19 protein-coding genes and 1 pseudogene are annotated in these 20,056 nt (G+C 71.1%); 8 read left to right on the forward strand and 12 right to left on the reverse strand.

Annotated elements, in window-relative coordinates:
* Positions 1-284: 284 nt before the first annotated feature.
* Together ACZ7CF_RS20530 and ACZ7CF_RS20535 are read left to right on the forward strand one after the other, a co-directional pair.
* Positions 285-833 carry a GNAT family N-acetyltransferase gene (locus ACZ7CF_RS20530; RefSeq protein WP_360395589.1) on the forward strand — a complete coding sequence of 183 codons (549 nt, stop codon included), beginning with the start codon at positions 285-287 and terminating at the stop codon, positions 831-833.
* Positions 826-1,512, forward strand: coding sequence for an alpha/beta fold hydrolase (locus tag ACZ7CF_RS20535; protein ID WP_360395591.1), 687 nt, complete (start codon positions 826-828; stop codon positions 1,510-1,512). Before ACZ7CF_RS20530 ends, ACZ7CF_RS20535 begins: the two co-directional genes overlap by 8 nt.
* Here the strand turns inward: ACZ7CF_RS20535 and ACZ7CF_RS20540 are convergent.
* Positions 1,509-1,805: a hypothetical protein gene (locus ACZ7CF_RS20540; protein ID WP_360395593.1), complete on the reverse strand. Its 297-nt coding sequence runs from the start codon at positions 1,803-1,805 to the stop codon at positions 1,509-1,511. The two genes, ACZ7CF_RS20535 and ACZ7CF_RS20540, sit on opposite strands and share 4 nt — an antisense overlap.
* Positions 1,806-1,837: 32 nt before the next feature.
* Between ACZ7CF_RS20540 and ACZ7CF_RS20545 the strand changes: the two genes are divergently transcribed.
* Complete coding sequence (locus tag ACZ7CF_RS20545; protein ID WP_458430506.1) at positions 1,838-2,041, forward strand: FmdB family zinc ribbon protein; 204 nt, start codon at positions 1,838-1,840, stop codon at positions 2,039-2,041.
* Here the strand turns inward: ACZ7CF_RS20545 and ACZ7CF_RS20550 are convergent.
* The 5 genes and pseudogenes from ACZ7CF_RS20550 to mce form a co-directional block, all read right to left on the reverse strand.
* Positions 2,038-2,658 (reverse strand): DUF3558 family protein, encoded by a 621-nt coding sequence (locus ACZ7CF_RS20550; RefSeq protein ID WP_360395597.1) that lies wholly within the window; start codon positions 2,656-2,658, stop codon positions 2,038-2,040. The two genes, ACZ7CF_RS20545 and ACZ7CF_RS20550, sit on opposite strands and share 4 nt — an antisense overlap.
* A gap of 50 nt (positions 2,659-2,708) precedes the next feature.
* On the reverse strand, positions 2,709-4,484 hold the full coding sequence (locus ACZ7CF_RS20555; protein ID WP_470370276.1) for a 3-hydroxyacyl-CoA dehydrogenase family protein: 1,776 nt from the start codon (positions 4,482-4,484) through the stop codon (positions 2,709-2,711).
* Positions 4,485-5,211: 727 nt separating this feature from the next.
* Positions 5,212-6,195: pseudogene (locus ACZ7CF_RS20560) on the reverse strand (chromosome segregation protein); the annotation flags it as partial.
* A 36-nt stretch (positions 6,196-6,231) separates the two neighbouring features.
* Positions 6,232-7,545, reverse strand: a complete 1,314-nt coding sequence (gene ccrA, locus ACZ7CF_RS20565; RefSeq protein WP_470370277.1) for a crotonyl-CoA carboxylase/reductase — start codon at positions 7,543-7,545, stop codon at positions 6,232-6,234.
* A gap of 120 nt (positions 7,546-7,665) precedes the next feature.
* Positions 7,666-8,106, reverse strand: coding sequence for a methylmalonyl-CoA epimerase (mce, locus tag ACZ7CF_RS20570; protein WP_360395603.1), 441 nt, complete (start codon positions 8,104-8,106; stop codon positions 7,666-7,668).
* A 124-nt stretch (positions 8,107-8,230) separates the two neighbouring features.
* Here mce and ACZ7CF_RS20575 point away from each other — a divergent pair, with 124 nt between their 5' ends.
* From ACZ7CF_RS20575 to ACZ7CF_RS20595, 5 genes are all read left to right on the forward strand, one after another.
* Positions 8,231-9,421 (forward strand): acetyl-CoA C-acetyltransferase, encoded by a 1,191-nt coding sequence (locus ACZ7CF_RS20575; RefSeq protein ID WP_458430512.1) that lies wholly within the window; start codon positions 8,231-8,233, stop codon positions 9,419-9,421.
* Positions 9,422-9,432: 11 nt separating this feature from the next.
* A complete protein-coding gene (gene meaB / locus ACZ7CF_RS20580; protein WP_470370278.1) occupies positions 9,433-10,383 on the forward strand; it encodes a methylmalonyl Co-A mutase-associated GTPase MeaB in 951 nt (316 codons plus the stop codon).
* Positions 10,380-10,988: a hypothetical protein gene (locus ACZ7CF_RS20585; RefSeq protein WP_360395608.1), complete on the forward strand. Its 609-nt coding sequence runs from the start codon at positions 10,380-10,382 to the stop codon at positions 10,986-10,988. Before meaB ends, ACZ7CF_RS20585 begins: the two co-directional genes overlap by 4 nt.
* A 148-nt stretch (positions 10,989-11,136) precedes the next feature.
* Positions 11,137-12,645, forward strand: coding sequence for a GAF domain-containing sensor histidine kinase (locus ACZ7CF_RS20590; RefSeq protein ID WP_360395610.1), 1,509 nt, complete (start codon positions 11,137-11,139; stop codon positions 12,643-12,645).
* Positions 12,636-13,289 carry a response regulator transcription factor gene (locus tag ACZ7CF_RS20595; RefSeq protein WP_360395612.1) on the forward strand — a complete coding sequence of 218 codons (654 nt, stop codon included), beginning with the start codon at positions 12,636-12,638 and terminating at the stop codon, positions 13,287-13,289. The genes ACZ7CF_RS20590 and ACZ7CF_RS20595 overlap by 10 nt, the downstream gene beginning before the upstream one ends.
* A gap of 119 nt (positions 13,290-13,408) precedes the next feature.
* Here the strand turns inward: ACZ7CF_RS20595 and ACZ7CF_RS20600 are convergent, their stop codons facing one another.
* From ACZ7CF_RS20600 to ACZ7CF_RS20625, 6 genes are all read right to left on the reverse strand, one after another.
* Complete coding sequence (locus tag ACZ7CF_RS20600) at positions 13,409-14,935, reverse strand: alpha/beta hydrolase (protein ID WP_470370279.1); 1,527 nt, start codon at positions 14,933-14,935, stop codon at positions 13,409-13,411.
* Between the two features lie 217 nt (positions 14,936-15,152).
* Positions 15,153-16,127, reverse strand: a complete 975-nt coding sequence (locus tag ACZ7CF_RS20605) for an ABC transporter substrate-binding protein (RefSeq protein ID WP_360395615.1) — start codon at positions 16,125-16,127, stop codon at positions 15,153-15,155.
* Positions 16,128-16,144: 17 nt separating this feature from the next.
* Complete coding sequence (locus ACZ7CF_RS20610) at positions 16,145-17,179, reverse strand: ABC transporter permease (RefSeq protein ID WP_360395617.1); 1,035 nt, start codon at positions 17,177-17,179, stop codon at positions 16,145-16,147.
* Positions 17,179-17,943: an ATP-binding cassette domain-containing protein gene (locus ACZ7CF_RS20615; protein WP_360395619.1), complete on the reverse strand. Its 765-nt coding sequence runs from the start codon at positions 17,941-17,943 to the stop codon at positions 17,179-17,181. Before ACZ7CF_RS20615 ends, ACZ7CF_RS20610 begins: the two co-directional genes overlap by 1 nt.
* A complete protein-coding gene (locus ACZ7CF_RS20620; protein WP_360395621.1) occupies positions 17,940-18,971 on the reverse strand; it encodes a class I mannose-6-phosphate isomerase in 1,032 nt (343 codons plus the stop codon). Before ACZ7CF_RS20620 ends, ACZ7CF_RS20615 begins: the two co-directional genes overlap by 4 nt.
* Positions 18,968-19,951 (reverse strand): LacI family DNA-binding transcriptional regulator, encoded by a 984-nt coding sequence (locus ACZ7CF_RS20625; protein WP_470370292.1) that lies wholly within the window; start codon positions 19,949-19,951, stop codon positions 18,968-18,970. The genes ACZ7CF_RS20620 and ACZ7CF_RS20625 overlap by 4 nt, the downstream gene beginning before the upstream one ends.
* Between the last annotated feature and the right edge of the window lie 105 nt (positions 19,952-20,056).

Consider the following 20,056-nt stretch of genomic DNA (forward strand, 5'->3'; position numbering starts at 1 on the left):
CTGACGTGCCGCCGTGCCCTGACGTGCCGCTGTGCCGTGCCGCTGTGCCGTGCCGTGCCGCTGTGCCGTGCCGCGTGCCCCGTCGTGCCGCCGTGCCGCGCCGCCGTGTCGCGCCGTTCCGCCGAGCCGTGCCGCGCCGCCGCGCCCTGCCGTGCCGGAGGCGCCGTGCTTGGCGCGTGCCGCTCCTGCCACCCGCCGCACAGCTCGCCGCCGAACCGCCCTGCCGCCACCCACCCGCGAGGTACCGTCCCCCGCAGACTGATCTTGACACTGGGGAGACGGGGATGTTCAGCAGGTCACTGGGCGACGACGGCGCCGAGCTGCGGCCGTTGGAGCCGTGGCACGCGCCGGAGTTCTTCGCGAACATCGAGCGCGGGCGTGAGTTCATCGGGCGGTACATCGCGCTGCCCGACGCCGTGCCGGACGTGGAGGCGGCGCGGGGTTACCTGACCGGGTACGCGGAGAAGGCGAAGACCGACTCCGGTCGCATCTACGGCATCTGGCTCGACGGGCAGCTGGTCGGCGGGGTGTTGTTCCGGGTCATGGACCTGCGGCAGGGCACCGCCGAGGCCGGGTGCTGGCTGGAGCCGTCGGCCGCGGGCAGGGGGCTGGTCACGCGGGCCGCGCGGCTGGTGGTCGACTGGGCGATTCGCGAGCGGGGTGTGCATCGGGTTGAGTGGTTGGTGTCGTCGGCCAACGCGCCGAGCATCGCGGTGGCGCGGCGGCTGGGCATGAGGAGGGACGGCGTGCTGCGGGAGCACTACCTCTACCGCGGTGTGCGTCACGACATGGAGGTGTGGTCGGTGCTGGCTCCGGAGTGGATCGATGGATGACCTCGTGCTGTTGCACGCCTTTCCGCTCGACGCGCGCATGTGGGACGTGCCGGGGGCGCGGACGCCGTCGTTGCGCGGGGCCGGTGAGCCGGACCTGACGACGCTCGCCGAGGGGGTGCTCGCCGGGCTCGACGACCTCGACCGGTTCCTGCTCGGCGGGTGCTCGATGGGCGGGTACGTGGCGATGGCGTTGCTGCGAATCGCGCCGGAACGGGTCAAGGGCCTGGTCTTCGTCGACACCAAGCACACCGCGGACACCGAGGAGGCGGCCGCGAACCGGTACGCGATGGCCGAGCGGGTCGAACGGGAGGGCGTCGGCGACTGGCTCGCCGACGCGATGCTGCCGAACCTGCTCGGGCCGGGCGCGTCGGCCGAGGCGAAGGCGCTGACCAGGGCCATGGTCCTCGACCAGAGCGCGGAGGACGTGGCCTGGTGGCAGCGCGCGATGGCGCAGCGGCCGGACTCGACCGAGGTGCTGGAGTCGCTGGACGTGCCGTCGCTGGTGCTGGTCGGTGAGCACGACCGGCTCACGCCGCCGGACGTCGCCGCGAAGCTCGCGGTCACGTTGAAGCGCAGCACCAGCGAACGGATCGAGGACGCGGGGCACCTGCCGCCGGTCGAGCAGCCGGACGAGTTCCGCGCGCGGCTGGAGCGGTGGCGGGTCCAGGTCGGGCTCTAGAAGCGGCGCGTGGTCGGTCCGCGCCGGCCGCGCGAGTCCCAGCAGCCCTGGTGCCAGTGGCGGCGTTCCTCCGCGGAGCCCGCCTCGTGCGCGGGCCACGCCACCACGTGCGGGGTGCCGGGGCGGATCTCGTGGTCGCAGCCGGGGCAGCGGTAGGTCTTCTGGGCCTGGGTGCCGGAGATGGCGCGCACCAGGTAGTCCTCGCCGTCGGGACCCCGTTCGGAGCGCGCCCAGCCGACACCGCCGCCCAGCGGACGGTGCTCTTCTGGCTTGGGGCTGTTGCGACGCGGCACGGCCACACGGTAACCGCTCGTAGAATCGGGTCGTGCCGACCTACGAGTTCCGCTGCCGAACGTGCGACGACACCTTCGAGCTGAAGCGCCCCATGAGCGAGTCGTCAGCGCCCGCGAGCTGTCCCGGTGGTCACGCGGACACGGTGAAGCTGCTGTCCATGGCCGGGATCGGCGGCACCGCCCGGCAACCGGGCGGCGGTGGCGGCGGGTGCTGCGGCGGAGGCTGCTGCGGCTAGGACGGCGACCGGGACAGCATGATCTCGGCGATCTTGCGGCCCTGGTCGCAGACACCGCCGAACTTGCCGGTCGAGTCGATCACGATGATCCCGAGCCCGCCGCCGTCGTACGGGGCGACCAGCACGCACGTCGGCTGCACCTCGGGGTCGTCGGACCGGTCGAGGTAGGGCACCTTCTTGCCGCCGACCTCGTACTCGCCGGTGGTGCGCTCGATCGTGATCTGCTTGCCCTCGCGGAACCGCAGCGAGACGCCCACCTCGGCGTTGTCGACCTTCGTGGTCCAGCGGCACGACTGGTCGAACGTCGAGTCGTAGTTCATCTGCGTCGGCGGGGTCTCCGCCTTGGCGCCGGGGTAGGGCAGGTCCGTCCACTTCAGCACGGCGCACACGCCCTGCACCTCGCCGTCGATCGGCGTGGTGTCCGGCTCCTCGGAGGGGTCGCCGGACGGGTCGGGGTCGCCGGACGGGTCCGGGTCTTCGGAGGGCGGTGCCTCCTGGTCGAACGGCGAGGCCGCGTCGATCGCGTCCTGCGCCTTCGGACTGCCCTCGACCGTCGTCTTCCCGGCACAGCCGGCGACGAGCACGAGGACAGCCAACAGGAGCACCAGTCGACGCATGGCACCACCATGCCACGTCCGGCGTGGTGCCCCTGTCAGCGGTACAGCGCTCACGTGTAGTCGCGGAAGCCCTTGCCCGTCTTGCGGCCCAGGCGACCCGCTGTGACCAGGTGTTCCAGCAGCGGCGCCGGCGCGAAACCGGGCTCGCGGAACTCCAGGTACAGGGTGCGCTCGATGGCCAGCGACACGTCCAGGCCCACGACGTCCAGCAGCGCGAACGGGCCCATCGGCAGGCCGCAGCCGACCTTCATCGCGTTGTCGATGTCGTCGGCCTCCGCGTAGTGCGCCTCCAGCATCTTCACCGCGTCGTTCAGGTACGGGAAGAGCAGCGCGTTCACGATGAAGCCCGCGACGTCACCGCAGTGCACCGGGTGCTTGCCGAGGTCCAGGCAGACCTTGCGGGCCGTCGCCACGACGTCCGCGCTCGTGGAGATCGTCTCGACGACCTCCACCAGCTTCATGACCTGCGCCGGGTTGAAGAAGTGCAGGCCCACGACGTCGGCGGGGCGGGACGTGGCCGCGGCGACCTCGATGACCGGCAGGGAGGACGTGGTCGTCGCGAGCACGGCGCCGGGCTTGCACACCTCGTCGAGCGCCGCGAAGACCTCCTTCTTGACGCCGATCTCCTCGGCGACCGCCTCGACCACCAGGTCGCAGTCGGCGAGGTCCACGAACTCCACGGCCGGCGTGACGCGGGCCAGCGCCGCGTCCCGGTCAGCTTCGCTGAGCTTGCCCTTCGACACGGCGCGCTCCAGCGACCTGCCCACCGCCCCGATCGCCTTCTCGGCCTTGTCGAGGCTGCGTGCCCGCAGGACCACGTCGTAGCCGCGCTTGGCGAACACCTCGGCGATGCCGGTCGCCATCGTGCCGGTGCCGATGACACCGACCCGCTGCACCTCGCGCACCGGCACCGAGCTGTCCACAGTGGACGGCGTCAGCGCGTCGGCCACCACGGTCGGCGAGTCGGGGCCGTCGTAGGTGTAGAAGCCGCGCCCCGACTTGCGGCCCAGCAGCCCCGCCGTGATCATCTGCTTGAGCAGCGGCGCCGGCGCGTGCAGGCGGTTGCGCGACTGGTGGTACATCGTGTCGAGGATCTCGTAGGCGGTGTCCAGGCCGATGAGGTCCAGCAACGCCAGCGGGCCCATCGGGTAGCCGCAGCCGTAGCGCATCGCGGCGTCGAGGTCCTCGCGCGTCGCGTACTTCGACTCCAGCATCTTCACCGCGTGGTTGAGGTACGGGAAGAGCAGCGCGTTCGCGATGAACCCTGCGCGGTCGCCGATCACGACCGGCGACTTGCCCAGCCGTTCCACGAACGCCACGACGTCGGCGACCACGTCCGCCTCGGTGACGACCGTGCGCACGACCTCGACGAGCTTCAGCACCTGCGTGGGGTTGAAGAAGTGCAGGCCGACGACCTTGCCCGGCCGCCCGGTGTGCACGCCGATCTCGGTGATCGACAGCGACGAGGTGTTCGAGGCGATCACGGCCTCGGGCTTCAGGACCTGGTCGAGCTCGCGGAAGATGCCCGCCTTGAGCTCGATGCTCTCCGGCACCGCCTCGACGACCAGGTCGCAGTCGGCGAGGTCCGCGAGCCGCAGCGAGGTCGTGATCCGGCCGTGCAGCGCCGTCTTCTCGTCCTCGGTCAGCTTGCCGCCCTGCACCGCCCGCGCGGTCGAGTGCTCCAGGTGCCCGAGGCCGCGTTCGAGACCGGCCGCGTCGACGTCCACCGCCCGCACCGCGAGCCCGGTGCGTGCGAGCACCTCCGCGATGCCCGCGCCCATGGTTCCGAAACCGACGACTCCGACGGTGTTGATCTCGCGCGCCACTGCAGACCTCCCTGCGGGACAAAGCGTGGGCTACCAAGGAGTAACTTGCGGGCGACTATGCCACTCCCCGGTGGGACGAGCGCCGTGAGCTTCGCCATCGGGATCGAAACAGTGAACGGTCCAGCGGCACGTCACGAACGGGAAAACCCCAGATGGCGCAACGGTTGCGTGCCGCTGAACGAGCAACGGCCGCGACTCCGGTGGAGTCGCGGCCGCTGTGACTGCGGTGCTGTCAGGACTTCTTGGCCGGCTGCGGGCGCGTGAGCTTCTTCGTCGGGCCGTCCACCGCGGCGGGTGCCTGCTGGGCGGGCTTGGCGGGAGCCGCCGGAGCCTGCTGCGGGGCCGGTGCGGGCGTGGCGGGCGGCTGCGGAACGGCCTGCGGAGCCGCGGCCCTGGTCGGTGCCGCCGGTGCCTTGGCCGGTGCTGACTGGGTCTGCGCTGCCTTGGTCGGCGCGGCGGGAACCGGAGCAGGGGCCTGCGGGGCCTGGGCCTGCGGGTTCTGCGCCTGCGGGGCCTGCTGCGGAGCGGGCGCGACCTTCTGCGCCTCGGCGGCGGGCTGGGCAGGCGGCTGCTGGGCGGGCGCCTGCTGAGTGGGCTGCTGCTGAGTGGGCTGCTGCTGGGCGGGCGCCTGCTGAACCGGCTGCTGGACCGGCTGGACGACCTGCTGGGCCGCCTTCGGCTCGGCCGGTTCCGGCGCGGTCGCTTCCGGCTGCTCCTCGATCGGGTCGAGCAGCGGCACGACGTCCTGCAGCGCCGCACGCACGCCGTGCAGCTGGTGCGACAGGCGGTTGCGCAGGGTGCGGAGCTGGTCGACGCGCTGCGTGGCGGCGGTGGTGCGGCGGTTGGCCTCCTCGGTGGCCTCGCGGACCCGGCGGTTCGCCTCGTCCGTGGCCTCCTGGATGCGCGCGGTCGCCTCGGTCACCGAGTCGTGGCGGCGGCGGTTGGCCTCCTCCGTCGCCTCGCGGACGCGGCGTTCGGCCTCGGTCTTCGAGGTGGCCTGCTCCTGCGCCACGGCGGCGCGGATGCGCGCGGCCTCCTCGGAGGCCTCCCGCAGCCGGCGGTCGGCCTCGGCCTTGGAGTTGGCCTCCTGCGTGGCCAGCGTCGCCATCGCCTCCGACCGGCGGGCCGCCATCGCGATCTCGAAGTCCTCCTCGACGGTCACCCGGCGCTGCTCGGAGTCGTCGGCGATCTTGCGGGCCGCGGCCTCCGCCTCGGAGACGATCTTCTCGGCCTCGCCGCGCGCCGTCTCCAGCACGCCCCTGTGCTCGGTCTCCATGGCCGCGCGGCGCTCGTCGAGCTCCTGGATCAGCTTCTCGTAGCGCTGGCGGAGCACCCCCGCGTCGGCTTCCGCCTTGGCGCGGATGTGCCCGCTCTCCGCCTCGGCGCGGGCCTTGATCTCGTTGGCCTCGTCCTGCGCCAGCCGCAGCATGCGCTGGAGGCGCTCGGAGAGCCCCTCCAGCGTCGTCGGCGGCAGCGACAGGCGCTCCACCTGGTTGCGCAGCTCGGTGATCTCCGAGCGTGCGGCCTCCAGCTGGCGCGCCAGGTCGGACGTCTGGGACACGGCGGCGTCGCGGTCCGCAGCCAGCAGCCGCAGGTCCGAGTCGAGGCGTTCGAGGTGGTCCTCGACCTGGGCGCGGTCGTAACCGCGCTTGACGATGTCGAATCCGGATCCCAGAGGGACGAGGTCACGGTCGTCGGCGAGGGGGCCCATGCCCCTCACGCTACCCGTTCGAGTGTCTTCAGAAGGTCACACACCCCGGAATCGGTTGATGGCCGTGAGGTGCTTCGCACGCAGTTCGTGGTCAAGCACACCCAGACCCTCTTCCGGTGCAAGGCACAGCACGCCGACCTTGCCCTGGTGCGCGTTGCGGTGGACGTCGTGCGCGGCCTGGCCCGTTTCGTCCATTGAGTACACCTTGGACACCGTTGGGTGGATCTTTCCCTTGGCGATCAACCGGTTCGCCTCCCACGCCTCGCGGTAGTTCGCGAAGTGGGACGAGAGGATGTGCTTGAGGTTCATCCAGAGGTAGCGGTTGTCGTACTGGTGCATGTACCCGGAGGTCGACGCGCACGTGACGATCTTGCCGCCCTTGCGCGCGACGAACACCGACGCGCCGAACGTCTCACGGCCGGGGTGCTCGAACACGATGTCCGGGTCCTCGCCGCCGGTCAGCTCGCGGATCTTCGCGCCGAACCGCTTCCACTCCCGCGGGTCCTGCTCGTGCTCGTTCTTCCAGAACTTGTAGCCCTCCGCCGAACGGTCGATGATCAGTTCGGCGCCCATCGAACGGACGATCTCCGCCTTCTCCGGCGAGGAGACGACGCACACGGGCGTCGCGCCGCCGTTCAACGCGAACTGCGTGGCGTAGGAACCCAGGCCGCCGGACGCGCCCCAGATCAGGACCGTGTCGCCCTGCTTCATGTTCGCGCCGTTGGTCGACACCAGCTGCCGGTAGGCGGTGGAGTTCACCAGGCCCGGCGACGCCGCCTCCTCCCACGTGAGGTGCCTGGGCATCGGCATCAGCTGGTTCGACTTCACCAGCGCGAGGTCCGCGAGACCACCGAAGTTCGTCTCGAAGCCCCAGATCCGCTGCTGGGGGTCGAGCATCGTGTCGTTGTGCCCGTCCGGCGCCTCCAGCGGCACGTCCAGGCAGTGCGCGACCACCCGGTCACCCGGCTTCCACGCGGTGACGCCGGGGCCGACCCGCACGACGACGCCGGCCAGGTCCGATCCCACGACGTGGTACGGCAGGTCGTGGCGGCCGCCCAGCTTCCGGAGGAACCCGAACGTGGACACCGGCTCGAAGATCGAGGTCCAGACGGTGTTGTAGTTGATCGCGGAGGCCATGACGGCCACCAGCGCCTCACCCGGCCCGAGCTCCGGCGTGGCGACCTCGTCGACGTGCAGCGACTTGCGCGGGTCCTTGTCCCGCGTCTCGAGGCCCGCGAACATGTCGGCCTCGTCCGCGTGCACGGTCACGCCCCGATAGCTCTCCGGAACGTCCAGCGAACCGATCGCGTCCAGCTCGTCGGCCAGGATCGCGTCAAGGATCTTCTGCACGGCGGCATTCCTTCCCGGTTGAGGGATAGTCGCAGGTTGCCGGAGGTTACTCAGCAGTAACCGATTCAGAGTCGCACCTGTGAGGGATGCCACGCGCATTCGCCGGACCGGGTCCTCCGGTCAGTGCTCCGCGGGCTCGACCAGCTCGATGAGCACGCCGCCGGCGTCCTTCGGGTGCACGAAGTTGACCCGGCTGTTCGCCGTGCCGCGCTTGGCGGCGGCGTAGAGCAGCCGCAGGCCCTTCGCACGCAGCGCGTCCGCCGCGACGTCCACATCGGACACCCGGTAGGCGAGCTGCTGCAGGCCGGGGCCGCTGCGGCCGATGAACTTGGCGATCGTCGAGTCCTCGTTCAGCGGCGCGAGCAGCTGGATCGCGGTGCCGTCGTGGTCGCCGGGCGCGTGCAGCATCGCCTCGCGCACGCCCTGCTCCTCGTTGACCTCCTCGTGGGCGACCTCGAGGCCGAAGTTGTCGCGGTAGAACGCGATCGCGACGTCGAGATCGGGCACCGCGATGCCCACGTGGTCGATCGCGGTCACGAATCGAGCGAGTTCTGCGTTCATGAGAGCGAAGGGTATCGACTCGATCGGTGCAGGCGCCCCTGTGCGAGGTCTCACAGCGTTACCGCCGAGTAGCCGCGGGTATGGTGCTCAGTTAACGACCGTTCGCTCTTCCATGGAGGCAGCTGTGTCCGGTTCCGTCATCGTCGCCGGGGCGCGCACCCCGATGGGTCGACTGCTCGGATCGCTCAAGGACTTCTCGGGTGCCCAACTGGGCGGCGTCGCGATCAAGGCGGCACTGGAGCGCGCGGGCGTCGCCCCCGAGCAGGTCCAGTACGTGATCATGGGTCAGGTGCTGACCGCGGGTGCCGGCCAGATCCCCGCCCGCCAGGCCGCCGCCGCCGCGGGCATCCCGATGAGCGTGCCCGCGCTGACCATCAACAAGGTGTGCCTGTCCGGCATCGACGCGATCGCGCTGGCCGACCAGCTGATCCGCGCCGGCGAGTTCGACGTGGTCGTGGCCGGTGGCCAGGAGTCGATGACGCAGGCGCCGCACCTGCTGCCGAAGTCGCGCGGCGGGTTCAAGTACGGCGACGTGCAGATGCAGGACCACATGGCCCACGACGGTCTGTTCTGCGCGTTCGACCAGGTCGCGATGGGCTCGTCGACCGAGAAGTACAACGGCCGCTACGGCGTCACGCGCGAGGAGCAGGACGCGTTCTCCGCGCGCTCGCACCAGCTCGCCGCCAAGGCCGCCGGGAACGGCGTGTTCGAGGCCGAGATCGCCCCGGTGTCGATCCCGCAGCGCAAGGGCGACCCGGTCCTGTTCAGCACGGACGAGGGCGTGCGCGCCGACACGACCGCCGAGTCGCTCGGCAAGCTGCGTCCCGCGTTCGCCGCGGACGGCACGATCACCGCGGGCTCGGCGTCGCAGATCTCCGACGGCGCGGCCGCCGTCGTGGTGATGAGCAAGGCCAAGGCCGAGGAGCTGGGCCTGGAGTGGATCGCGGAGATCGGTGCGCACGGCGTCGTCGCCGGCCCCGACGCCTCGCTGCACGAGCAGCCCTCCAACGCCATCAAGGCCGCGTGCGCCAAGGAGGGCATCTCGCCCGCCGACCTCGACCTGGTCGAGATCAACGAGGCGTTCGCGGCGGTCGGCATCGTGTCGACCCGTCAGCTCGGGATCTCCGAGGACAAGGTCAACGTCAACGGCGGGGCCATCGCACTGGGCCACCCGATCGGCATGTCCGGCGCGCGCATCGCCCTGCACCTCGCTCTCGAGCTGCAGCGGCGCGGCGGCGGCGTGGGTGCCGCGGCGCTGTGCGGTGGCGGCGGGCAGGGCGACGCCCTGATCCTCCGCGTGCCGGCGAAGGCCTAGGAACCGCGTTTGTGGCCAAGGCCGTTGACGTAGCAGAACTGGTCGGCCGCGCGCGTGACGGCGAGCCGCGCGCGGTCGCCAGGCTGATCTCCCTGGTGGAACAGGGCAGCGACGAGCTGCCCCTGGTGGCCGCGGCGCTCACCCCGTTCACCGGGCACGCCCAGGTCGTCGGCATCACCGGCGCCCCCGGCGTCGGCAAGTCGACCTCCACCAACGCCCTCGTGCGCGCCTTCCGCGCCGCGGGCAAGCGGGTGGCCGTGATCGCGGTCGACCCGTCCAGCCCGTTCTCCGGGGGCGCCCTCCTGGGTGACCGGGTCCGGATGGGCGACCACGCGACCGACTCGGGCGTTTTCATCCGTTCGATGGCCACGCGCGGCCACCTCGGCGGCCTGTCCTGGGCCACCCCGCAGGCGCTGCGCGTGCTCGACGCGGCCGGGTTCGACGTCGTGCTCGTGGAGACCGTGGGCGTCGGCCAGTCCGAGATCGAGGTCGTGGCCCTCGCCGACACCACCCTCGTGCTCCTCGCGCCGGGCATGGGCGACGGCGTCCAGGCAGCCAAGGCGGGCATCCTCGAGATCGCCGACGTGTTCGTCGTGAACAAGGCCGACCGCGACGGCGCCGACCAGACCGCCCGCGACCTCAAGCACATGATCTCCCTGGGCCGCCACGACCGCACCGGCCCGGTGTGGCGCCCGCCCGTGGTGAAGACGGTGGCCGCCCGCTCGGAGGGCCTCGACTCCGTCGTGGCGGCCATCGACGCCCACCAGCGGTGGATGGCCGAGCACGGCGAGCTCGCCGAACGCCGCCTGCGCCGCGCGGCCGCCGAGGTCGAGGCCATCGCCGTCGACCGCGTCCGCACCCGCCTCGGCCCCGCCGACGGGCTCGCGCGGCGCGTGGTGGCGGGCGAGCTGGACCCGTTCACGGCCGCGGAGCAGTTGATCAGCGGTAACCTGCGGGCATGACCGCTTGGGGAGCGCCCGCACCTGTCGTCCTCGACCTGGGCAAGAGCGACACCCGCAAGGTCCTGCTCGGCGGCTCGCTGGCCGGTGGTCTCGGCATCCTCGCGCTGATCGGCGCCGTGACCGCGTTCCTCGACGGCGAACCGGTCGGCGGCTCGATCGCCGGTGTCATCGGCCTCGCGTTCACCTTCATCGGCGTGATGGCCCTGGTGAAGTTCAAGACCATCTCCCGGCCCCGCAAGCTGGTCATCGAGCAGCAGGGCATCCGCCTCGACGACCCGCAGGGCGCACCGTGGGCCGTCGCCTGGCAGGACCTCGGCGCCGTCTCGATCTCCCGCACCCGTGAACGGGCCGTCGAGCTCGCCGACGCCCTGGTCCGCCGCACGCTGGTCCGCGTCGACCTCCACCCCCTCGACCCGCCGCGCTTCCGCGCCGCCCACCCGACCATGGAGCCCCTGTGGGAGTTCCACCGCGTGCAGAACGGGTACCGGCTGGCCCTCGGCGACTCGGCGTCGATGATCGCGCCGATCGACGCCGGGCTGCGGACGTTCGCCCCGCAGATCTACCGCGGCGTGATCGACGAGGGGTTCACCGTCGGGCTGCACTGACCCCGCCGGGCAACTCGACCGACCCTCTACTCTGAGTAACCTCAGTTTTCACCATTTCCGGTGATGGTCTCCCCTCTGACTACGCAGGGGAGTTACCCTCAGTCGTTCGTGCGGTGTCACTTCTCTCCCTGGCAAAGAGGTGAAGCCCGTGGGCGGCGGCAACTTGAGCACCGATCAGCGCCTTCTCGACGTGGTGTTGTCGCTCGCTGACAGCCGCTCGTTGCCCGACCTCCTTCACCTGGTCGTGGAGTCCGCCTGCGACCTGGTCGACGCCCCTTACGGCGCACTGGCGGTCGTGAACGGCCACCGGGAGCTCGTCGAGTGGTCAGGGCAGCACCCCGGCCACATCACCGCGGGGGACCCGCGCTCGATCGACGACACGCACTTCATCGGGGCGGCGATCCAGGTCGGCGGGGAGGACTTCGGCAACCTCCACCTCGCGGGCAAACCAGTGTTCGGCGACGACGACCGGGAGCGGGTGGCCACTTTGGCGGCAGCCGCCGGGGTGGCGATCGAGAAGCAGCGCGACCACGACCGGCTGCGCAAGCGGGAGACGTGGCTGACGGCGGCGGCCGAGGTCACCACCGCCCTGCTCACCGGCACGACCGGGCGCGACGCGCTCTACCTCGTCGCGCAACGGGCGCGGGTCGCGGCGAACGCGAACTTCAGCGCGCTGGTGCTGCCGGACCACGCCGGTGAGCTGGTCATCGAGGTCACCGACGGCGGGACCTACGACGCGGAGGGCATGCGGGTGCCGCGTGACGGCACGGTCAGCTACCGGGTCTACGAGACCGGGCGGGCGGAGTGCCACGAGGCCGGGCAGGTCGACCTGGTGCCGGGGCCGCTGGTGGTCGTGCCGATGTCGGCGGGGGAGCGGACGCTCGGCGTGCTCATCGTGGCGCGCACCCGCAGCCAGCCGCCGTTCGAGGACCTGGAGCTGGTGCAGGCGTTCGCCGCGCAGGCGGCGCTGGTGCTGGAGTTCACCGAGGCGCAGGGGGACACCGAGCGGATCGCGGTGCTGGAGGACCGCGACCGGATCGCCAGGGACCTGCACGACCTGGTCATCCAGCGGCTGTTCGGGCTGGGGCTCGGGTTGCAGGGGCTGACCGGGATGGCCGCGAAGCCGCAGCTCACCGAGCGGATCACCGGCTTGGTGGAGGAGGTCGACCACACGATCCGCGAGATCCGCAGGACCATCTTCTCGTTGCAGGAGCCGCTGACCAGCTCCACGAGCCTGCGCGGGCAGCTGCTGCGGGCGGTGCACGACTCGGCGCAGCTGCTGGGGTTCGAGCCGGACGTGTCGCTGGAGGGGCCCCTCGACTCGGTGGTGCCCGACGAGCTGCGACCGGACCTCGTGGCCACGTTGAGGGAAGCGCTCACCAACGTCGCACGGCACGCACGGGCGACCCGCGTGAAGGTCGCGATCGGCGTCGACCGGGAGCTGACCGGACTGGAGCTGACCGTCCAGGACGACGGTCGCGGCTTGCCGTCGGCTGACGATCCGGGCGGGGAGGCCCAGCACGCCGGAGGACTGGCGAACATGGCGGCACGGGCGCGGCGGCACCACGGGAACTGCGCGGTGGACTCCGTTCCCGGTGCCGGTGTGCGGATCACCTGGTCCGTCCCGTTGGTGCTGCAGGAGGCGAGATGGCGATAGCGGTGCTGCTGGTGGACGACCACGAGATCGTGCGGCGGGGGCTCGTGCAGCTCCTGGCGCAGGCCGACGACATAGCCGTGGTCGGCCAGGCCGACAGCGCCACCTCCGCGATCACGCAGGCGCCGCGGTTGCGCCCCGACGTCGCCATCATCGACGTGCGGCTGCCCGACGGTGACGGCGTGACGGTGTGCCGGGAGATCAGGAGCCTGGTGCAGCCACCGCCGGCCTGTCTGATGCTCACGTCCTACTCGGACGACGAGGCGCTGTTCGGCGCGATCATGGCCGGTGCGTCCGGGTACATGCTGAAGGAGGTGTCCGGGAACGACCTCGTGGCCGCGGTGCGCACCCTCGCCTCCGGTGGCAGCCTGCTGCACGCCGGCGTCACGGCCACTGTGCTGCAACGGCTGCGCGGCGGCCCGGAGGAGGACCCGCGCTACGCCGCGCTGAGCCCGCAGGAGAAGCGGATCCTCGACCTGATCGCCGAGGGCATGACGAACCGGCAGATCGCGAACCGCCTGTTCCTGGCCGAGAAGACCGTGAAGAACTACGTGTCGAGCCTGCTGCACAAGCTCGGCTTCGACCGCAGGACCGAGGCGGGCGTCTACGCGGCGCGGCGCAGACGCCTCCACCCCGGCACGTTCTGACCGGGTTACCAGGGTCGCCGCCCGCGAATGTTTCGACGGGCGGCGAACAGGTTGGTGGTAGTTGGCGACGGTTTGATCAAAGGTTGGTGGTACTTGCAGACGCCATCAGGAGATGCGGGTCACCAGCCGAGGTCGGTGGCCAGCTGACGTGCCTTCGTGAGCGGGTTCTGCACGGTCTCGCCGGGAGCGGGCAGCGGAACGCCGGGGCACGTCAGGTCCTTCGCGGGCGTGACACCGTCGACGAGGTAGCGCTCGACGACGTCGTTGACGCACGCGTTGCCGAAGCCGTAGATGCCGTGGTCACCCTCGTCCTCCACGGTGAGCATCACCGAGTTCCGGAAACCCCGGTGCGCGCGCTGGGCGCCTTCGAGCGGCGTCGCGGGGTCGCGGACCGACTGCACCATCAACGTCGGCACGACGCCCTTGCCCGTGGGCTGCTTCAGGGTGACGTTCGGGCGGTCCCAGAACGCGCACGGCCCGGCGAGCTGGTAGTAGCCGAAGAACGGCCACCGGGCGCCGTCGCGCACGGCGTCGCGCTCCAGGTGCGCGCGCCCGCCGCGGAACGGCGTGTCGTTGCACAGGACCGAGAACAGCGTGCCGATCGAGGCGTCCGGGTAGGTGGCCTGCGCGCTCATCCGCCGCGGTGCCGCACCGGCCAGCTCGGCGATCTTGGTCGCGGTGCCGTCGAACGCGCCCTTCTGGTAGAGCCCGGCGCGCGTCACGAAGTCGAGCAGCACACCGTTGTAGACGCCCTCGGGCAACGTCACCGGCTGCTCGTTGAGCTTCCTGCGGGTGCGTTCGTAGGTCTGCCACACCTCGTCGGCGGTCTTGCCGAGGTGGTAGACGCTGTCGTACTTCGCCACCCACGGCAGGAAGTCGACGCGCAGCCGCCGTTCGAAGCCCATGCCCCAGTCGCCGAACACCGCCTGCCACGGCGCGGTGAACTCGGCGTTGGAGTCGAGCACGACCTTGTCGAGCGTCTTCGGGAAGTACGTGGCGTAGTAGGCGCCCAGCCAGCTGCCGCCGGAGTAGCCGAGCCAGCTGACCTTCTTCCTGCCCAGGAGCTGGCGCAGGAGGTCGAGGTCCTTCACGGTCTGGTCGGTGGTGATGTAGCGGCCCAGCTCACCGGACTTGGTCTGGCAGAACTTCGCCTGCAACGCCATGCCGTCGTAGAGCAGGTCGAGGTTCGCCCTGCTGCGGTCGCGCGGGTCGGTCGAGGGGAGCGTGAAGTAGTCGCCGCACGTGACGTTGCTGCTCGCCCCCGTGCCGCGCACGTCGATGCCGATGATCTCGGCGTTGTCCGCCAGCTTCTGCCGTTCGGCGAACAGCAGCGGCATCGTGCGCCCCTCGCCGCCCGGCCCGCCGGGGTTGGTGAAGACGGTCGACTTCGCCTTGCCGTCCTTCGGCGTGAGCCGGCTGACGGCGATCGTGACGGTCTTGCCGTTGTTCGGGTGGTTCCAGTCCATCGGCGCGGTGAACGTGCCGCATTCCAGCCGTTCGGCACCGGGCGGCGCTCCCGGCGGGACCTCGCTGAAGCAGGCGCGCCAGGCGATGGTCTGCGCGGGCGCGGCCGAAGCCTGTGGTGCGACGAGAAGTGATGTTGCCGTGGCGACGGCCAGTGCGGCCGCTAACTGCTTTCGGCGCATCGGTGGTTCCCCCTTCGGTTGTGCCCCAAGCCCACCGCCTTCCGGCGCGCGGGACAACGGCTGAAGGGTGATCCCCCGGTACACCTCTGGTCTTAGCCCAACCCGGCCATGCGGCCATGACGGTTGTCATTTTTCCCTGGCAGGTCTCGGGGTCGTGACATGGCGCAGGGCCGCTCCCACCGCGGTGGAACGGCCCTGCGCCAGGCTTGCGGGAAGCTCAGCACTTCTCCCTGTAGAAGTACTTCGAGTTCGCCGAGGCGTCGTCCTTCGTGATCGCCACCAGGTCGGTCTCGATGTCGCGCTCGTTCTGCTTGCCCTCGATCGCCGCCAGCGCCTGCTCGACGCCCTGCTTGCCGATCGTGGCCGGGTCCTGTGCGATCAGCGCCTGCACGGTGCCCGCCTGGAGGTCCTGCACCTGCTTCGGTGAGGCGTCGAACCCGACCAGGTTGACCGCGCCCGTCTTGCCCGCGTTGCGCAGGCCCGTCGCCGCGCCCTCGCCGGTGTTGAGGTTCGTGGCGAACACGCCGATCAGGTCCGGGTTCGCGGCCAGGGTCGCGGTGACCTTCGAGGCGGCGGTGGCCGGCTCGTTGTCGGTGTACTGCTGGCCGATGTAGCGGAGGTTCGGGTAGGCCTTGACCGCCTCCTCGAAGCCCTTGGCGCGGGCGTCCGTGGTCGAGGTGCCGGCCTTGGTGTTGAGCACCAGGACCGAGCCGGACTTCCCGGCGGCCAGCTTGTTCAGGGTCTCCGCGGCGAGCTTACCGCCCTGCTCGTTGTTCGAGGAGATGGAGGACGCGGCGATCGAGGTGTCCTGGAGCTTGGTGTCGACCTCGACGACCTTGATGCCCGCGTCCTTGAGCTGCTTCATCGGGCCCGCCATGGCCCTGTCGTCGGTCGGCGCGATCAGGACGGCGGCGGGCTTGGAGGCGAGGACACCGGTGACGATCGGGGTCTGCTGGGCCGCGTCGAACTTGGCGGGCGCCTGCGTGTCGAACTCGTAGCCCGCGGCCTTGGCGGCCTCCTCGAACCCGCACCGCATCGAGATGTAGAACGGCTCTGCGGTGATGCCGGGGATCAGCACGAGCTTCTTGTTCGCGGCGGTGCCGCCCGTGTTCGAGTCGCCGATCTGGCCACCTCCACCGCACGCGGCGAGCAGGAACGCGGCCGAGACGGCCACTGCGGAGCGGATCTTCATTGGTCCAGCACCCCTTCTCAACGTTGGTTGCGCGCCCGCCGCCGCGTCTGGTCCAGCCACACGGCGGCCACCAGCACGACCGCGACCGCGATCGGCTGCCAGAACTCCCTGACCCCGATGATCACGAGGCCCTTCTCCAGCACCGCCGGGATGAACACGCCGAAGACCGTGCCCACCACCGAACCCGTCCCGCCGAAGATGCTCGTGCCGCCCAGCACGACGGCGGCGATCGCGTTGAGGTTGTCCGTCTCGTGGCCGGTGACGACCGCGACGCGGAAGAACGCGTTGCCCAGGAACCCCGCGAGGCCCGCGAGCGTGCCGGCCAGCAGGTAGACCTTCGTCAGGTGGCCGCGCACCGAGATGCCGACGCGCCGCGCCGCCTCCTCGTTCGACCCGACGGCGTAGGTGTAGCGGCCGAACCGGGTGGTGGACAACAGGAGCGCGCCCAGCGCGGTGACGACGGCGGCCACGATCACGATGTTCGGGATGCCCAGGTACGTGCCGGAACCGAACGTGCGGCTCAGCCTGTCCGGGACACCGGCGACGTTGGAACCGTTGTTCAGCAACAGGGCCGCGCCCTGCGCCGCGCCGAACGAGCCCAGGGTGACGATCAGCGGCGGGATCTTCGCCCGCGAGATCAGCAGGCCGTTCAGCAGGCCCCAGACCGCGCCGCTGACGAGTGCGACCAGCAACCCGAGCCCGATCACGCCCCAGCCCGCGTTCGTCGCGTCACCGCCGGACAGGGCGTTCATCGCCAGCGCGGACGTGACCGAGGCGAACACCAGCACCGACCCCACGGACAGGTCGATGCCGGAGGTGATGATCACGAACGTCATGCCGACCGACAGCACCAGCAGCACGGCGGTCTCCGCGAGCAGGAACTGCAGCGTGGTCACCTGGAACACCGCGTCCGGCCGGATCGCGCCGAACACCGCGACCAGCACCAGCAGCACCAGGCCGATCCACAGCGTGTTCGCGCCGGCGAGCCGCTTCAGCAACGGCGTGCGCCGGTCGTCCGATGAGGCTGACAACGTTGTCTTCTCCTCGGTCATCAGGCCGCGTCCTCCTGCGTCAGCGCACCCGTCATCGCGCCGACGAGCTCCTCGACACTGGTCTCGGACGCCGTGAAGCGCGCCACCCGGCGACCGAGGCGCAGCACCTCGACCCGGTCGGACACCGACAGCACCTCGGGCATGTTGTGGCTGATCAGCACCACCGCGACGCCCTCGTCGCGGACCCGCTTGATCACGTCGAGCACGCGTTCGCGCTGCACCACGCCGAGTGCCGCGGTCGGCTCGTCCATGAACACGAGCTTCGACGCCCACGCCACCGAGCGCGCGACCGCCACGGACTGCCGCTGACCACCGGACAGCGCCGCGATCGGCACGTCGATGCTCTGCAGCGCCGCGCCGAAGCGGGTGAAGTGCTCGGTGGCCTGCCTGCGCATCGCCTTCTTGTCGAGCACGCCGAGGAACCCGAGCAGACCCGGCTTGAGGATCTCCCTGCCCAGGAACATGTTCGCGGCCGGGTCGAGGTCCGGCGCGACCGCGAGGTCCTGGAACACCGTCTCGATGCCGCGGTCGCGGGCGTCGTTGGGGGAGCCCAGCACGAGCGGCTCCCCCTCGAACAGCAGCGTCCCGCCGGTCGGCTGCTCCACCCCGGACAGGCACTTCACCAGGGTGGACTTGCCGGCGCCGTTGTCGCCGATCAGCGACACGACCTCGCCCGCGCAGGCGGTGAACGACGCACCGCGGAGTGCTTCCACGGTGCCGTAGCTCTTCGTGAGATCACGCGCCTCCAGCAGCGGCCGGCTCATCGCGATGCGCCCTCCAGGGTGGACAGGACGGGTGGACGGCAGCGGACCGCCACCAGGTCACCGGTCAGCCCCAGCTCACCGGCCGCGTGCGGCACGACGACGGTGCTGCCCTTGTGCACGTCCAGCGCGCCGAGCCGGCCGGAGCCCTCCAGCACGACGAGCACGGCGAACGACGGCTCCAGGGTGGAGGAGCCCTCCACGTGCAGGCGGTCGGCCTGGAAGAACGGGTCGGCGGCGCGGCCCAGCAGGTCCACCGACGGCGCCCACTTCTCCGACGTCTGGTGCACGAGCTCCGCCAGCGAGGAGCCCCAGCCCTGCCGGTCGACGCAGTCCAGCGCCAGGTCGTAGCCGAGCCCGAGGTGGCCGGCGTCGGCGTCGGCGAGGAACCCCTGCCACTCCAGCGTCACCGAGAAGTCGGTCGGCTGCTGCAGCTCGACGATGAACACGCCCTCGCCGATCGCGTGCGGCACACCGGCGGGCACGAACACCGTGTCACCGGGCCGCACGCACACCGGGTTGAGCGCGTCGAGCATCGCCGTCGTGTTCTGCGTGGCGACCCAGCCGGCGACGACGTCGGCGGGCACCTCGTCCTTGAATCCGATGTAGACGGTCGGGTTCGCGCCGGTCGTGCCGATCACGATCCACGCCTCCGTCTTGCCGTGCCGGCAGTTCAGGTGCGTGGCGGCGAAGGCGTTGGAGGGGTGGCAGTGCACCGGCAGCCGCTGCCCGGCGTCGAGCAGCTTCACGAGCAGCGCCGTGTCCGCGCCGAACTCGGCCACGTGGTCGGCGCCGAGCCACCCCGTCGGGTCCGCGGCGACGGCGTCCCGCAGCAGGACGCCGTCCGGCAACGTCGTCAGCCCCGCGTCGCTGCGGCCGAAGAGCGTCGTCGTCGACGCCACCCAGTCCTCCGGCCCGAAGTCGGCGGCGGCGCCACCCCGCAACGCGGCGATCGCCTCACCGCCGCGGTAGAACTGCTTCGGCTGGTTCGCCGGCAGGTTGACCGGCTGGTGGAGCAAGCCAGAACTCACGCGTGGACCTCCCCGGATCCTCGTGGCACCAAGCGCACCGGCAGCACGACGCGGCGCGGTGGTGAGTTGTCGCCGTCCAGTCGGGCGAACAACAAATCGGTGGCCGCCTTGCCGAGCGCGCTCGCGTCGTGCGCGATCACGGTCACCGGCGGCGACAGCAGGTCGGCGAGCTCGAAGTCGTCGAAGCCCACCAGGGCGGGCTTGTCCGCGACCCCGGCGAGCGCGCGCAGGACGGAGACGGTGATGCGGTTGTTGCCCGCCACGACCGCCGTCGCCGGCTCCCGCATGGTCCGCAACCGCCGCAACGCCGTCACGACGCTGGCCTCGTCGTGCGGTCCCATCGCCACGAGCTCCTCGTGGTACCCGATCCCGGCCCGCACGCAGCCCTCGCGGTACCCGCGCAGCCGCTCGTTGGCGGTGAAGATGTCCGGCGCGTCCCCGAGGAACGCGATCCGCCGGTGCCCGTGCGAGGCCAGGTGCATCACCGCCTCGACGGTCCCGCCGATGTTGTCGACGAGCACGGTGTCCGCCACGACGTCCCCGGCCGGCCGGTCCAGGAACACCACCGGCGTCCCCGCGCGCATCTCCGGCACCAGGTAGCTGTGCTGCAGGCCCGCGGGCACGATGAGCAGCCCGTCGACCCTGCGGCTGCAGAACTCCAGCGCGAGCTCGCGCTCCCGGCCGGGGTCCTCGTCGGACGATCCGGAGATCACCTGTCTGCCCCGCAGCCGCGCGATCTCCTCGACAGCGCGGGTCACCCCGGAGTAGAACGGGTTGCCGACGTCCTCCAGCACCAGCCCGATCGTGCCGGTGGACGACCCCCTGCGCAGGTTGCGCGCGCTGAGGTTCCGCCGGAACCCGAGCTGGTCGATGGCCGCCAGCACGCGCTCCGCGGTGGACGGGTGCACACCCGGCTCGTCGTTGACCACGCGCGAGACGGTCTTGATGCTCACGCCCGCCAGCCGTGCGACGTCGTTCATCGTCGCGCGGCGGACCTTGCGCTGGCCGGCAGCCTGGCCGCTGGGGGACAACGTTGTCATAGTGGCCGTATCTCACCCCGGCTCCACGCCCTTGTCAACCGTTCG

It is taken from the genome of Lentzea sp. NPDC036955 (genome assembly GCF_055608005.1).

Coding starts and splice junctions, on each gene's coding strand:
- ACZ7CF_RS20615 (WP_360395619.1), bottom strand. CDS start 17,943: ATGAGCCGGCCGCTGCTGGAGGCGCGTGATCTCACGAAGAGCTACGGC.
- ACZ7CF_RS20550 (WP_360395597.1), bottom strand. CDS start 2,658: ATGCGTCGACTGGTGCTCCTGTTGGCTGTCCTCGTGCTCGTCGCCGGC.
- ACZ7CF_RS20585 (WP_360395608.1), top strand. CDS start 10,380: ATGACCGCTTGGGGAGCGCCCGCACCTGTCGTCCTCGACCTGGGCAAG.
- ACZ7CF_RS20625 (WP_470370292.1), bottom strand. CDS start 19,951: ATGAACGACGTCGCACGGCTGGCGGGCGTGAGCATCAAGACCGTCTCG.
- ACZ7CF_RS20535 (WP_360395591.1), top strand. CDS start 826: ATGGATGACCTCGTGCTGTTGCACGCCTTTCCGCTCGACGCGCGCATG.
- ACZ7CF_RS20605 (WP_360395615.1), bottom strand. CDS start 16,127: ATGAAGATCCGCTCCGCAGTGGCCGTCTCGGCCGCGTTCCTGCTCGCC.
- ACZ7CF_RS20610 (WP_360395617.1), bottom strand. CDS start 17,179: ATGACCGAGGAGAAGACAACGTTGTCAGCCTCATCGGACGACCGGCGC.
- ACZ7CF_RS20530 (WP_360395589.1), top strand. CDS start 285: ATGTTCAGCAGGTCACTGGGCGACGACGGCGCCGAGCTGCGGCCGTTG.
- ACZ7CF_RS20595 (WP_360395612.1), top strand. CDS start 12,636: ATGGCGATAGCGGTGCTGCTGGTGGACGACCACGAGATCGTGCGGCGG.
- ACZ7CF_RS20600 (WP_470370279.1), bottom strand. CDS start 14,935: ATGCGCCGAAAGCAGTTAGCGGCCGCACTGGCCGTCGCCACGGCAACA.
- mce (WP_360395603.1), bottom strand. CDS start 8,106: ATGAACGCAGAACTCGCTCGATTCGTGACCGCGATCGACCACGTGGGC.